The 13834-nt window shown below is 48.4% G+C and carries 13 protein-coding genes; all 13 read right to left on the reverse strand.

The features are described 5' to 3' along the window. Positions 1 to 741, reverse strand: a complete 741-nt coding sequence (locus AN963_RS10930) for a glycosyltransferase family 2 protein (RefSeq protein WP_055744636.1) — start codon at positions 739 to 741, stop codon at positions 1 to 3. Further along, complete coding sequence (locus AN963_RS10935) at positions 738 to 2003, reverse strand: hypothetical protein (RefSeq protein ID WP_055744637.1); 1266 nt, start codon at positions 2001 to 2003, stop codon at positions 738 to 740. The genes AN963_RS10930 and AN963_RS10935 overlap by 4 nt, the downstream gene beginning before the upstream one ends. Before the next feature lie 28 nt (positions 2004 to 2031). Next, positions 2032 to 2985, reverse strand: coding sequence for a GDP-L-fucose synthase (fcl, locus tag AN963_RS10940; protein ID WP_055744638.1), 954 nt, complete (start codon positions 2983 to 2985; stop codon positions 2032 to 2034). After that, the gene (locus tag AN963_RS10945) at positions 2986 to 4362 is read right to left on the reverse strand and encodes a flippase (RefSeq protein WP_055744639.1); all 1377 of its coding nucleotides are present in this window, start codon (positions 4360 to 4362) and stop codon (positions 2986 to 2988) included. Further along, on the reverse strand, positions 4359 to 5417 hold the full coding sequence (gene gmd / locus AN963_RS10950; RefSeq protein ID WP_055744640.1) for a GDP-mannose 4,6-dehydratase: 1059 nt from the start codon (positions 5415 to 5417) through the stop codon (positions 4359 to 4361). Before gmd ends, AN963_RS10945 begins: the two co-directional genes overlap by 4 nt. A gap of 17 nt (positions 5418 to 5434) precedes the next feature. Further along, positions 5435 to 6094, reverse strand: coding sequence for a YveK family protein (locus AN963_RS10955; protein WP_055744641.1), 660 nt, complete (start codon positions 6092 to 6094; stop codon positions 5435 to 5437). A 175-nt stretch (positions 6095 to 6269) separates the two neighbouring features. Further along, entirely contained in the window at positions 6270 to 6626 is a 357-nt protein-coding gene (locus AN963_RS10960; protein ID WP_330218830.1) for a helix-turn-helix domain-containing protein, read from the reverse strand. Positions 6627 to 6635: 9 nt separating this feature from the next. Next, entirely contained in the window at positions 6636 to 8006 is a 1371-nt protein-coding gene (locus AN963_RS10965) for a sugar phosphate nucleotidyltransferase (RefSeq protein ID WP_055744643.1), read from the reverse strand. A 25-nt stretch (positions 8007 to 8031) separates the two neighbouring features. Continuing rightward, complete coding sequence (locus tag AN963_RS10970; RefSeq protein WP_055744644.1) at positions 8032 to 9441, reverse strand: sugar transferase; 1410 nt, start codon at positions 9439 to 9441, stop codon at positions 8032 to 8034. Between the two features lie 30 nt (positions 9442 to 9471). Then, positions 9472 to 10404 (reverse strand): NAD-dependent epimerase/dehydratase family protein, encoded by a 933-nt coding sequence (locus AN963_RS10975; protein ID WP_055744645.1) that lies wholly within the window; start codon positions 10402 to 10404, stop codon positions 9472 to 9474. After that, positions 10401 to 11747 (reverse strand): UDP-glucose dehydrogenase family protein, encoded by a 1347-nt coding sequence (locus tag AN963_RS10980; RefSeq protein WP_055744646.1) that lies wholly within the window; start codon positions 11745 to 11747, stop codon positions 10401 to 10403. The genes AN963_RS10975 and AN963_RS10980 overlap by 4 nt, the downstream gene beginning before the upstream one ends. A 16-nt stretch (positions 11748 to 11763) precedes the next feature. Beyond that, a complete protein-coding gene (locus AN963_RS10985; RefSeq protein ID WP_055744647.1) occupies positions 11764 to 12561 on the reverse strand; it encodes a glycosyltransferase family 2 protein in 798 nt (265 codons plus the stop codon). Next, complete coding sequence (locus AN963_RS10990) at positions 12558 to 13730, reverse strand: glycosyltransferase family 4 protein (protein WP_055744648.1); 1173 nt, start codon at positions 13728 to 13730, stop codon at positions 12558 to 12560. Before AN963_RS10990 ends, AN963_RS10985 begins: the two co-directional genes overlap by 4 nt. Positions 13731 to 13834 lie beyond the last annotated feature (104 nt).

Genomic DNA, 13834 nt, shown 5'->3' on the forward strand with positions numbered 1-13834 from the left:
TTATCGCATCCTCAACTGGTTTCGAAATGGCAGACATCGCTTGAGAAAAGTCTTACCTCTATATATCCGCAAAAGCATGGGGTATTGCAGCAGGATCTCGTGTCTCTGCCGGAACAATTCCTGTCGCTGCCGATCGCTGACTCCGCCGCCTTCATACTTACAGATCGCCTGATCCACCTTTTCAAACGTGTCCCCGTTCTTCCGCATCTCCAGAACAGCTTTGAAATCAGCCGAAATCGAATAGTGGCAATCATACAAGACACGTCGATGAAGCCTCGTCGCGAACAGGATGGATTGGTGGCAGATCATTTGCGTGCTCAGATAAAAGTCGCTCAGCCGGGCGGCTTGTGATACGACACTCCCATTCCGATAAATATTTCCATACAAATGTCCCGCTCCTGTACGTCCCGGTAGAAGCGCATCCAGCACGACATGATTGTAGAAGACATCACCTGCATTCATGAAAATGACATAATCACTGTCTGGAGAGACCATGGTTAGCCCTTTGTTCATGGCATCATAAATACCTTCGTCCGGCTCGGAAATCACGGTGTTGATAAAGCGGCGATAGCGTTCTACGAGTGCCAGAGTCTCATCCGTGGATCCTCCGTCCACGACGATATACTCCTTATTGCGGTACGTTTGCCCCATGACGCTTTGGATCGTAGCCTCCAACCTCGGTCCTGCCTGATAGGTCACCGTAATGATGCTTATTTTTGGCAAATGCAGTTTGGCCGTCACTTGCGCCCCTCCTTCCCGTCCAGATCCACGTGCAGATGGAATCCTTTCATGTAGCCTATAAAGAAGAAAAACAAGGTAACATAGGTATATGATGCGATCAGCGTAGGCTCGACCATCATCGCCACCAAAAAGGAAACCGAAATTCCCATGACTCCGTATGATTGACTTGGTCTCGTCCTCACAAAACGAATCAAGTAAGGTAGGTGCTTGAGCTGGATAAACAATAGCAGCAGCATGGGAATCCAGCCTACATACCAGCCCACATCCAACCACAGATTGTGCGCGTAATCATACGGAGAGAAGTCTGTTTTGGCTCCTCCCATCGGATACTCAAACAGTCCTAGCACCCCTTTGTACCACAGCTCATAGCGAGGGGTATCAAACCCTTCACTGATCAAACGTTCCATGAAAGGATTATCCAGCAGACTCTTCGTCTCGGAGAAATCGATGAAAAACAGATTCAACGGCAGTAGGCAAACAACGATGATGAGGATAATCAGCTTCTTGTGGGTGAGCTTCATTTGGGTCACGTACATGAGGGTAGCCAAGGAGAAGGAAAGAACCCCCGCATATATGGGACTGCGGTTCTGAAGCATGAGGTTGAAAAATACGCTGGACAGCGCGAGGGCGAGGAAGCATCCTTTTACAAGCAAGTTAATTCGACTATAAACCATGGAGATCAGACAGATACCCAAGGAAAAAAAGATCCCGATGATCGGGCCATTCACAATTCCCCCATTCCAAAAGGAAGGTACTGCCCTTTCTGCGATCAAATAATCGTTACTGGCAACTTGCCCCAAATGGTCCAGAGCAAACTTCGCCGTTGATAGCAATCCGTACGTGAACAGGCCGCCTACGGTCACCGCGATGACTGCGCTAATTTTCTTAAAGTTTTGTGCGAGAAAATAACCGATGATGTAAGCCATGCTCATGTTCACGATTAGAAACATCATTTTGCTCTCTAGCCAATCATCATCCGTCGTAATCTCGAATAAAACACACATTGTGTAGTACAAAAAGGCGAATAGAAAAACGAGGGATGCGTCGATCAGGAAGGAAACAGTCACTCTCTTATGTTGCAAGAAAAAAATGACAGGAAAACACAGGATCAGACAGATTAGAGACAAGTTTGGAATGCTCGTTCCATAGAGGAAAACACTGAGCAACAGGAAATAGGTAGCCATCGTATAGGTTGTTGCCCCTTGATTTGCGGACAGCTGTTCATTTTGGCTTCGCGATAGAATGATAAACGTGTCACGCAAGCGTACCCCTCCAGGCAACCCTCATATTCTATGGTCTGACGGTCGATTGATGCTGATTAAGATACCATTCATACGTCTTTTGAATTCCTTTTCTTAGCGTCGTACTTGCTCTCCATCCCAAGCCCTCTATCCTCGTCACGTCCAACCATTTTCGTGGTGTCCCATCCGGTTTTTCCGAGTTGAAGACAATATTCCCTCGAAAGCCGACGATCTGCTTGATCATGGTCGCCAATTCGCCAATCTCCACATCTGCCCCGGTACCAATATTGACGAACGATCCGATATCGGAATGGCTGTAACGTTTCATCAGATACACGCACGCGTCCGCCAGATCGTCGACATACAGGAATTCCCTTCTCGGTTTTCCCGTCCCCCATACCTCGACGTGAGAGGCATCCATCGTTTTGGCTTCATGGAATTTGCGTAACAACGCCGGTAGCACGTGAGAACTCTCCAGATCAAAATTGTCGTTGGGGCCGTAGAGATTCGTCGGCATCACTGCCAGAAAATCAGACCCATATTGGCGATAGTACGCTTCGCACATCTTGACCCCTGCAATTTTGGCGAGAGCGTATGGCTCATTCGTCGGTTCCAGCTCACCGTTGAGCAAATACTCCTCCCTGATCGGCTGTGGAGCAAATTTGGGGTAGATACAAGAACTTCCCAGGAACAACAGCTTTTTTACACCGTACAGATAGGCTGCATGTATCACATTCGTCTGAATCACCAAATTATGATAAAGAAAATCAGCCGGGTGCGTTGCGTTGGCAGAAATCCCCCCCACTTTGGCCGCAGCCAAAAACACATACTCAGGCCGCTCTTTCGCAAAAAATTGCGCAACAGCGGATTGATCCAGCAGATCCAGCTCGCTCCTGGTCTGTTCGAGCACATTTTGGTATCCCTGCGATTCTAATGCCCTTTTGATAGCTGATCCGACCAATCCCCGATGTCCTGCAACATAAATACGTGCATCTAGTTCCACTTACAGGTACTCCCCTTTCGAACGAATTTGCAGTTGTGCCATAATTTTTCTCAAACGAAACGGCACGAGAATCGCCTTGGTCTGCATGGCACCCGTTTTGTGCAGCGGACGAAAAAAGAAGCAAGAGCCATGTGTCTGAAACCAGTACGAAAACAGGGAGGCAATCGTAGCTCCCATTGCTCCATATCGGGGAATGAGTATCAGATTCAACAGAACGTTCATGACACATCCTAGAAATGAGGTGACGAAATGCCACTTGGTATAGTTCATCGTGTTTAGAAACGAGCTTCTCGCTACACCCAAATTGACAAAAAGTCCAATCCAGATATAACAGATCAAGATAGAAGCGGCTGCCGAATACTCCTGCCCAAATAGTGTAACGATGAAGGGAGCAAAGCACGTCGTGACAATCGCCGCAACGTAACCGATAAACGCCATGACATCGTACAAGTGCTGCAGCCGTTCATAAAACAGCTCATCGTTGATTTGCTTGGCTTGCACGATGCTGGGAAACGTCGAGGAAACGATGGCGATTGGTACGAAATACCACATTTCCCCCAATCGGACTGCCACCGAATAAATACCAAGCTCGTGGTCTCCCGCCATCTCACCGATCATAATCTGATCGATCCGCATGTAGATCATGATCGCCAGACTGGAAAAGATCAATGGCCAGCTATCCTTCAACATTTCGATAGAGCAGGCAAAAGTCACTCGCCATTTCCTCATCGAATTGCCATGCAGACGATAACCGACCAACAGCCCAATCGCAACGATGACAGACTCAGCCATGCCCGCATAAGCAAAGGCAATGAGCGGAGCATGCAGCACGATCATGACGACTTTAACCAAGGAAAGGAGGAAGAACGAGATGCCGTATGCGTAGACTTTTACTTTGGCGTATACCTGTGACTGGAACCAGTAGTCGATCGTATCAAACGATTGCAGGATCATTCCCATTGCAACCAATGTCACCATCCATTGCGTATGAGGATCGTCTGGTCGCAGGAAGATAATTAATCCAACAGTAAGCGCAATCGTGAACAGAGAGCCAAACAGCTTCAAAACAAACGCACTACCCATGAACTCGTCTTTTCGTGACGGCTGGTTGACGATGTTGCGCACGACGATTCCATCGAGCCCCAATGCCGCTAGCGCTGAAAAGAGAGCAACAAAGGACTGTGCATAGTTTAGCTGCCCGTACTGCTCTGGTCCCAGATAACGGGCGATAGCGATCCCAACAAAAAAGGAAACGACCATTCGAAAGACTCGCTCGACTGCCAGCCATCCCGTACTGACCACGATTTTTTTTAAGTCTTGACTCTTGCTAAACAATTGCACGAGTGATAGGGTGATCGTTCGCCATTTATGAATCATAGGGAGAGTAACAGTTCTTTATTGGCTTCTGCCAGATCGGACTGTACCATCGATCGGACCAATTCGGCAAACGTACATTCAGGCTCCCAGCCCAGGACTCTCCGGGCTTTCTCCGGGTTGCCCAAAAGCAAGTCGACTTCCGTAGGCCGAAAATATAGTGGGTCTACCTGCACTAGCACCTTTCCTGTCTGCTGATGGATCCCCACTTCCTCGACACCATGCCCTCTCCAAGCAAGCTCAATGCCATTTTCACGGAAAGCCAATTCAACAAACTCCCTCACGGAATGCGTTTCTCCTGTCGCGATCACGAAATCTTCTGGCACCTCTGTCTGCAGCATGAGCCACATTGCTTTGACGTAATCCTTTGCGTAGCCCCAATCTCGTTTGGCATCCAGATTGCCCAGATACAATTTGTCCTGCAGACCCAACCGGATCCGTGCTGAAGCTCGCGTAATCTTGCGTGTAACGAACGTTTCTCCCCGCAGTGGTGATTCATGGTTAAAAAGGATGCCGTTGCAGGCAAACATCCGGTACGCTTCCCGATAGTTCACGGTGATCCAGTAAGCGTACAGCTTTGCTACTGCATAGGGGCTTCGCGGATAAAAAGGCGTCGTTTCCCGTTGCGGCACTTCCTGCACCAGTCCGTAGAGCTCACTGGTCGAAGCCTGATAGAATCTCGTTTTTTCTGTCATGCCCAAAATACGGATCGCTTCTAGTAGCCGCAGGGTCCCGATCCCATCTGCGTTAGCAGTATATTCCGGCGTTTCAAACGACACTTTTACATGACTTTGAGCGGCCAAGTTGTAAATTTCATCTGGCTGTACTTCTTGAATGATACGGATGAGATTCGTCGAATCCGTCAAATCGCCATAATGGAGAAAGAATCGGCTGTCCTCGTCATGCTTGTCTTGATAGAGGTGATCAATCCGGTCCGTGTTGAACGAGGAAGCCCTCCGTTTAACTCCATGGACCTCGTACCCTTTCTCTAGCAGAAACTCCGATAAGTAAGCACCGTCTTGACCTGTAACCCCTGTAACCAACGCTACTTTTTTCATCTGGATGGACCTCTCCTTTATCCGAGCGCGGATTTACTCATGATCCGCTGCTTTTGCAAAACCCTGGATTTTCTATAAATGGCGTAAGAATCGTACAAAAGTACAAAAGCAATGGAAAGGAAGAATCCGATGACAAACGCCATGAGGATGTTCAAAATCGGTCTGGGATAGACGGGATTGGGATTATCCGATACCTTTGCTTCTGAAATCACTTGGATGTTGTCGATCTTCATCATATCTCTGATCTCTTCTACTGATATTTTGGACAAGGTATTGGCGATTTCCACTGCGGTTACTGGCGACGGGTCTCGAACCGTAACTTCGATCACCTGCGAGGATTTTACGGGCTTGACCTCAATTTTGTTATTCAGCTCACTCGTAGATAATCGTAGCTTCATAGCGATCATTGCCTTCTCAAGCACCCGTGGACTTTTGATCATGACTTGATACGTGTCCATCAATTTAATGCTCGTTTGAATATCGTTGTAATCAATTTCTCTCGATTGTTCGGTGCTATCTTTAGAGTTCGGCATCACCAGCAGTTCCACCGATGCCCCGTAGATAGGGGTAATGTAATAGTAACTGTAAATACCGATGGCAGAAGTGACAGCGGCGGTGAAGACAATGACAATCCAGAATCGTCGCCAGATCATGTCAAACAGCTCACGTACTTTCATATGCCCTCCTGGACTCCTAACGTGATCGTTCTTTTTACAGAACGTTTTCTTATAGTTTACCTCAAATACCCTCAAATTGGAACAGCCTTATTCGTGTGTTTTCCCACAAAAACCGTTGTATTCAGAGCCTTTTCGACAACTTTTTTCGATAAGGTCCCACACTACTTATCGTTCTTTATGAAGAATATTTTGAAGCATCCTCATCTTCGTTATTCGCCCAGGCATCTTTCCACGATTTCAAAATTTCTTTACTAATTCCAGACCTTTTCATTTCGCAGATTAATTCGATCCACTCCGGATCAAAAGGTGCATTCCCTGCTTGGCGATCATGGACATAGCGGACAAGACTCCCCAATTCCATATCTAAAACGCCTGCTATTTTCTCCAGTATCTGTATGGAAGGATTTGTCTTGATCCCTCGCTCCAAGGCATTCAAGTACGATTTTGTCACCCCTGATCGCTCGGCTAGCTCTGACATGGATAGCCCTTTTTGCATTCGCAATTCTTGAATACATTTACCAAGCAATGGCAAGCGCTCCCTTCATACCCACGCACCATTTTTTTCGATTTCTTCCCACGTCATGTAGATTCGAATAATGTCTTCTTCCACGAGTAATTGACCTGTTTGGACCTCAATGAACTCAAGGTCTGTCAATGCCTTGATCGCATGCTTTGCTTCTACAGGAATCGTGATCACATCGCCCGCCTTTACATGAAAAATCTTATCGTTCAGGCAAAATACTCCTTCACCGCGTATGATCGTCCAGACCTCACTGCGCATGTAATGCAGCTGATAGCTCAAGTTTTTGCCCGCCGCAACGCCAATGCGCTTGGTTAGCACTTCGCGTCCATCCAGCGATTTCGCATGGTCCAATACTTTGTACCATCCCCAACGGCGCTCCTCAAACATCGGTCTGGTTCCGATATCTTTCACCCAATCCTTCACTTGATGGCTGACGGATTTATCGGAGATCAGGATCCCATCCGGACTAGCCGCAACAATCGCATTAGACATTCCCAGCACAACAATGGGAATATCAAGCTCATTCACCAGATGGGTAGAGCAAGAACTCTCGTCCACTAGACCTTTCCCCACTTGATTGTCCACCATTTGATCCGTGATTGTATTCCAGGTCCCGAGATCACTCCAGCTTCCTTCATAGGGAAGAACGGCGATGCGATTCGTTTTCTCGACAATCTCGTAGTCAAAGCTGATCGGTTGCAGCGATTGATATTGTCGAAGCAGCTCTTCGAAATGAATCGGGATCCCTCGATCGATCAGCCCAGCAATCATCGTTTCCAACCGGAAAGCAAATACGCCGCAATTCCAAAGTGCGTCATGTGCGATCAGCTCTTGCGCTACCTCTCTCGTCGGTTTTTCCGTAAAATGATTCACGTGGTAGTACGACATCGAATCCTGATTACGATACGGAACGATGTAGCCGTACTTTTCAGAAGGATACGTCGGTTTCACTCCGATCAGCGCGAGCTCAGCCTCGGAATCACCCAAAACGGCTTCTAGCTCCTTGATCTTCTCGAAAAAGGTGTCTTCCACATAAGCGTCTACGGGCATGACCACACAGATTTCATTCATGCTGATTTCTTTCATCGAGTACAAATAGACAGCTGCCAACGCAATGGCAGGGAATGTATCTCTACGCTGTGGCTCGACCAGCAGCTCGACGTCACTGCCGATCTGATTCTGGATCATATCGACCTGCGTGTGACTGGTCGTGATGACCGACTCCTTCTGTAGATTCGCCGCCCCCAGCTGCTTCCAGATGCGCTGGATCATCGACTCCATCTCACCCTCGTCATTTTGCAGGAGTCTGAGAAACTGTTTGGATCTCGCGTCATTGGACAGTGGCCACAACCGTTTTCCTGAACCACCCGATAAAAGAATCAGCTTCACTGGTGTTTCCCCCGTTCATCCGTTTTCATTCGTTATTCGCCGTGTTTGCCATGTCGTAATACCCAAATAATCGCAGCAGTTTTTTCTTGTTCTCGTCATTTTCAAACGACACGCCTGCAGCTTGTTCTCTCTGCAGCACGACGCGTATGGTTTGGAGCAGAATTTTGATATCGAGGACGAACGAATACGTTTTGACGTACAAGATATCGAAGCGTAGTTTGTCTTCTACCTTTGTGCTGTAATTAGCTAGGATTTGGGCCAGGCCTGTAATCCCCGGTTTGACTGACAAGCGATAGGAGTAATCAGGAAGAATTTCTTGAAACTGCTTGATAAAATAGGGGCGTTCCGGTCGCGGACCGACGAGACTCATCTCCCCTTTCAGCACATTGAACAGCTGTGGGATTTCGTCCAGACGCGTGGAACGCATCATGCTGCCGATCCGTGTGATCCGTGGATCCTTTGCTGCTGCCAGGACGGGCCCTGTCGTTTTTTCCGCATCTACCACCATGCTTCGGAATTTGTAGATCAAGTAGGACCGACCACCTTCTCCCAGACGCTCCTGCTTGAAAATAGCAGGACCAGGAGAAGTGAGCTTGATGAGCGCGTACAAGATCAGCATCACTGGTGATAAAAAGAGAATCATGAGTCCAGATACCGCGATATCAAAGCTGCGTTTCATCAGCAGTTTTCTCGGGACAAACCTTGGCGGCTGAATCGATAGCACCAAGAGATCATCGATTTGCTGCAGCTCTGACTCCATGGCGAGCAACTCCACCATCTCCGGGACCACCAAGACTTCTTTTTCATGCTTGATGCACAGGCTGATGATTTCCGCCTTGTCTTCGCGATTCAGGCTGGGTCCCAACAAGACGACGTCGACTTCCCCCATTTTTTTAAGCAAGAACCGCTTGCTATTGGCGGGTAGAAATCCGTGGATGATAAACCAGCCTTTGGAGTGATTCATGCATTTCTCGGCTAATGACACGCCGTTCTCGATGGTGTCTCCGATGATCAACACCTTCTTGCTGCCATGCCTTTTCCGTCCCATGTGCCAGATCAGGGAACGACTCACTCCAAGCACGATGATCTGCAGAAAGGTCGCGAAGAGGATCACACTGCGCGGGAACGAAAACCCTTTGCCCAGATACGTTAAGGACATGGTGAGAATCATGACGAGCAAGAGCGAGAGCGTAATCGTATACACGAGATGATGCAGGCTTTTCCGCTTCCAGTTGGAATACAGGTCAAACATGTAGAAGGCAATGAGACAAAACATCGAGATCCATGGAAAGAGCGCGAGATACGGTTTGACATTTCGCAGAGGAACATCAAACGAAAAGCGGGATAAAAAGGAAATCGCGTAGCATGCATTCAGTAAACCAACGTCAAGTAAAGCCAGTAGTAATAGACGAAGCTTCAACTTGTTGCCACTCATAGGTTCCTCCTGCTTTTTTCAATGGAATCATCAGCCACTAACGATAGACATTCTGTTCCGAACATAGTGAATCGTTTGAAGCAAGCCCCGATGCAAGGAGACCTGTGGTTCCCATTGCAGCACCTCTTTCGTTCTGTCGTTGTTCAGACAACTGTGCCGAATATCCCCTTCTCGCGCAGGCAAATAAACAGGCTCGATGTGGACGGACATCATCTCGTTCAACAGTTCTACCAGATCGTTGATGCTCAAGGCCTGACTCGTGGCTACATTTAGCACCTCTCGATTGCCTGAGCGCAGAGCTGCCACATTCGCAGAGGCGACATCCTTTACATGAATGAAATCTCTCGTCTGTAATCCGTCACCGAAAATGTGAGGAGGTTTGTTTTGCAGCATTTTCTGGACGAAGCTCAGGATGACCCCGCCTTCTCCCGTCAACTCTTGACGCTCGCCGTACACATTGGCATAGCGCAAAATCGAGTAGTTTAATCCATACTGTTCAGAAAAAACGCGAATGTATTGTTCAGGTGTGTACTTGGATATTCCGTAGCAAGACAAGGGGAGTATCTGATGCGTCTCTTTGATGTAAGAAGCGTTGGGAATGCCGTATACAGCTGCTGAGGATGCGTAGATAAACTTTTGCACGTGGTGTTGAATAGAACACTCTAAGAGACGGAGTGTCCCGATAATATTGACGACGGCATCTTGAAGGGGGGCAAGCATGGACTGTCGCACGTCGATTTGGGCAGCTTGATGAATGACGACATCCGGTTTTTCCTGTGCGAAAATCACTTCCAGCTCTTGGCTCGTAATATCGCACGGATAAAACTTGGCTGACGAGTGAACCTGGTGTCTCCTTCCCGTCGAAAGATTGTCTACTACGATGACTTGCAGATTGTCAGCGATGAGTTGGTCCACAATATGCGAACCGATAAAGCCAGCTCCACCCGTCACAAGTACTTTCATCGCTCTCTCCCTTTTTCCTGAAAACTTGTCGTGACCATCTCTCTGTCCATCCCTCTGCCGATCGGATGGTACTCGATCCCCAGTTCGCTCAGTGCAGAAGCATCCAGACAATTTCTGCCATCGAAAACAACCGGTATTTTCATTTGTAGAAGAAGAGGGGCAAATGTAGGTAAGGTAAACTCTTCCCATTCCGTCAAAATAAAGGCTGCGTCAGCTCCTTCCAGCGCTTGTTCGGGGCGAGTGAGCAGTTCTACCTGCGAAGGTAAGAAGTATCGAGCATTTCCCATGCTGACTGGATCGTATCCGACGACTTGCGCTCCCAACTCCAGCAAGGCGCCTGCGATTGCCAAAGAAGGTGCTTCACGCATATCGTCGGTGTCTGGTTTAAAAGCAAGTCCTAGTAGCGCAACCCGCTTTCCTCGTAATTTACCTAAACGCTTGGTAGCCTTTTCGATCAGGAGCATCTGTTGCTTGCGATTGACCCGCTCTACTGCCTGGAGAATTTGAAAGGGGTAACCGGACAGATCTGCCATTCCCAAGAGAGCTTTGACGTCCTTTGGGAAGCAAGATCCGCCATAGCCGATCCCTGCTCGCAAAAATTTCTCCCCGATCCGTTGGTCCATGCCCATTCCCCGTGCGACATCCTCGATCGTTGCTCCCAGACGCTCGCACAGATTGGCGATTTCGTTAATAAAGCTGATTTTCGTCGCGAGGAAGGCATTCGACGAATACTTGATCATTTCCGCACTACGGATGTCGGTGTGCAGGATAGGAATGTGCATCGACTGATAAATCGTCGCGAGCGTATGTGCCACCGCCTCATCCTCTGCGCCAATGACGATTCTGTCTCCATGAAAGGTATCGTAGACTGCTGAGCCTTCCCGCAAAAATTCCGGATTGGAAGCCAGCTGGATCGATACTGGATGCAGCAGCTGCTCTGCAATGATTTGACTAAGAAAATGGTTCGTCCCAACAGGCACCGTGCTTTTGATGACGACAATGACATCGTGATCAACCGTACGACCGATCGAGCGGGCTACTTCAATCAGCGCACGCAAATCTGGCAGCCCGTCAATCCCTTGGGGTGTACCAACTGCGATGAAAATAACTTCTGCCTGCGCGAATGCTACTTCGTGATCGACTGTGAACGCGAGCCGATCTTCACGTATTTGTTGAGCTAGCAATTCTTCTAGGCCAGGCTCGAAAAACGGCACCCTTCCCGCTTGCAGCTGTGAGATTTTCTCTTGATCCACATCCACGCACATTACGCTGTGGCCAATGCTGGCCAGACAAACCCCTGTAACAAGTCCGACATACCCTGTTCCGACGATGGTCAATTTCATGTGTTCATTCCCTCTCCTATCCGCTCTGACCCACACTTTTTTTCCATGCGTTCCAGCCGTAATGCAGAAAACACCATGACGCTCGCAAGAAATTGAGTTTTTCGATATCTCGGTACAACCTCCACGTATTGCGTGCTGCTTTCCATTTGTTACTGGAGATCGACCCCACTACTTTGCGATAGTGGGAAAGCTCCTCCTGGATTCCGTAGGCGATGTGTCCTTCTCTGAGAATTTGCAGCCACAGCGCTGTATCCTGACGTGTCCGGATGTTCGGCATCTGTACGACCCCCAGCTTTTCTCTGTCCAACATGACCGTCAGGCAGCCGATGATCGTATTCTTCAGCAATCCGTTATAGTCGATCTGCCGCGGAATTGGCACCACAAACGGGGTTTGCGTTCCGTTTTCCTGGATGATGCGATACCGGGTGAAAGAAAAAGCAACATCGTTTCGCTGCATGTAGGAAACCTGCTTCTCCAGCTTTTCCGGGAGCCACAAGTCATCACTGTCCAAAAATGCGAGATACCTTCCCCCAGCGGTAGAAATGCCTGTATTACGCGCAACGGCTGCTCCACCGTTTTTGGGCATTACAATTAGACGAATGCGGGAGTCTATCATCTCCTCTTGAATCAAGGCGACTGTCTCATCCTTGGAGCCATCATCGACTAAGATGAGCTCCCAGTAGGGGTACGTTTGCCTTTTTACTGAATCGATCGTTTCCCGGATAAATCTGGCCGCATTGTACGTAGGAGTAATTATGGATACCAGCGGATACGCGTGTTCCTCGCGAATCGCCTGAACAGGGGAAACCGTCATTGCGCTACACCTCTCACCCATGTTTGATTCGTCTCAGATAGCGTTTGATAGAGCCTGATCAATTTTTCCGATTCCATCTCCCAGTTGTACTCGTTGACTGTAAAAGCCATCCCTTTCTGCCCCATCTCTTTCGCAAGCTGGGGTAGATCGTGCAACAGCGTAATCATCTGGGTGATTTCCATAACGTCTTCCTGATTCACAAAGACCCCTGATCCGACATGTCCTACTTTTTTCCTCCAAGCTGCAAAATCACTGGCGATAAAAGGGATCCCAAACCGCTGATACTCAAAAATCTTGTTTGGGCTTGTTTTGGAGTGATCGCCTATGTCCTGAATCGTAATCAATCCGACGTCTGACTGGATGATGTAGGCGAATGCCCGCTCTTGGGGCAAGCTCCCCATGTAATCCACATGCTTCCATCCCGATCTCGCCTTCGCTTCTTCCATCCCTGCCTGATCGTGGACAGGACCAATGAGCCACAGCCTTGCTGGGAAGATTTGATTCACGTATTCCATGGCTTTCACCATCTGCAGCAATCCCCGGGTACGGCCAATTGTTCCGACATAAATCAATCGAAACTCCGCTGCTTTAGGAACCTCAAGGCTGTGGGCGTACGCCCTCTCAATCAGTTCCCCTCTGGTGATCGGTGCATTTTCGAGAACGATACTCTTTGCCCCCAATCGCAGAGCGACATCCACTTGTGTCGCGATCGAAGCATCAAACACCCGTCCCGCCCAAGCCTCGAGCTGTCCAACAGCCTTTGCGATGACCTTTCGCAGCTTTCCAGGGATCCATTCACGCATCAAAATTCGTTGGGTAAAGTCTTCGTGCGTATCGTAGATGACCGTTTTACCCATGAGCTTTAATAAAAACCCAAGGGGCAACGTATCTGGATTGTGGAGGTGGATGATAGATGCTTTCGTCCTCAAGATCTTTCTCAGCATGAGCGGCTGCAGGAGAAACCGTTGAAAGCGGCTTTTATACCGTGGTACTCCCTCCACTATGAGCTGACCTTGTACCGCATCCCCTTCCTGCTCCTCATCCTTCCTGGCCAAGAGAACTACTGAATATCCGGCCGAAGCAAGTGCTTTTGCTTCCTTTTGATACACTCTGACATCTGTGGAAATGTGCACGGGTGCAAAGATACAGACTTTCGTAGGAAGTAGCATTCGGTCTTCACGATCATCCTTCCTTACTATTTTCGTTCTTTATAAGGAACGATATCTCTAAGTATATTCGCCTGAAGAAAATAACAAAAACGGCTAAAATAGCC

Source organism: Brevibacillus choshinensis, from assembly GCF_001420695.1.
Classification (GTDB): Bacteria; Bacillota; Bacilli; order Brevibacillales; family Brevibacillaceae; genus Brevibacillus; species Brevibacillus choshinensis.

What these genes read in the sequence shown, in the direction of transcription:
- AN963_RS10945 (WP_055744639.1), bottom strand. Translation starts at nt 4,362, where the DNA reads ATGATTCATAAATGGCGAACGATCACCCTATCACTCGTGCAATTGTTT.
- AN963_RS10990 (WP_055744648.1), bottom strand. Translation starts at nt 13,730, where the DNA reads ATGCTACTTCCTACGAAAGTCTGTATCTTTGCACCCGTGCACATTTCC.
- gmd (WP_055744640.1), bottom strand. Translation starts at nt 5,417, where the DNA reads ATGAAAAAAGTAGCGTTGGTTACAGGGGTTACAGGTCAAGACGGTGCT.
- AN963_RS10980 (WP_055744646.1), bottom strand. Translation starts at nt 11,747, where the DNA reads ATGAAATTGACCATCGTCGGAACAGGGTATGTCGGACTTGTTACAGGG.
- AN963_RS10975 (WP_055744645.1), bottom strand. Translation starts at nt 10,404, where the DNA reads ATGAAAGTACTTGTGACGGGTGGAGCTGGCTTTATCGGTTCGCATATT.
- AN963_RS10985 (WP_055744647.1), bottom strand. Translation starts at nt 12,561, where the DNA reads ATGACGGTTTCCCCTGTTCAGGCGATTCGCGAGGAACACGCGTATCCG.
- AN963_RS10970 (WP_055744644.1), bottom strand. Translation starts at nt 9,441, where the DNA reads ATGAGTGGCAACAAGTTGAAGCTTCGTCTATTACTACTGGCTTTACTT.
- AN963_RS10955 (WP_055744641.1), bottom strand. Translation starts at nt 6,094, where the DNA reads ATGAAAGTACGTGAGCTGTTTGACATGATCTGGCGACGATTCTGGATT.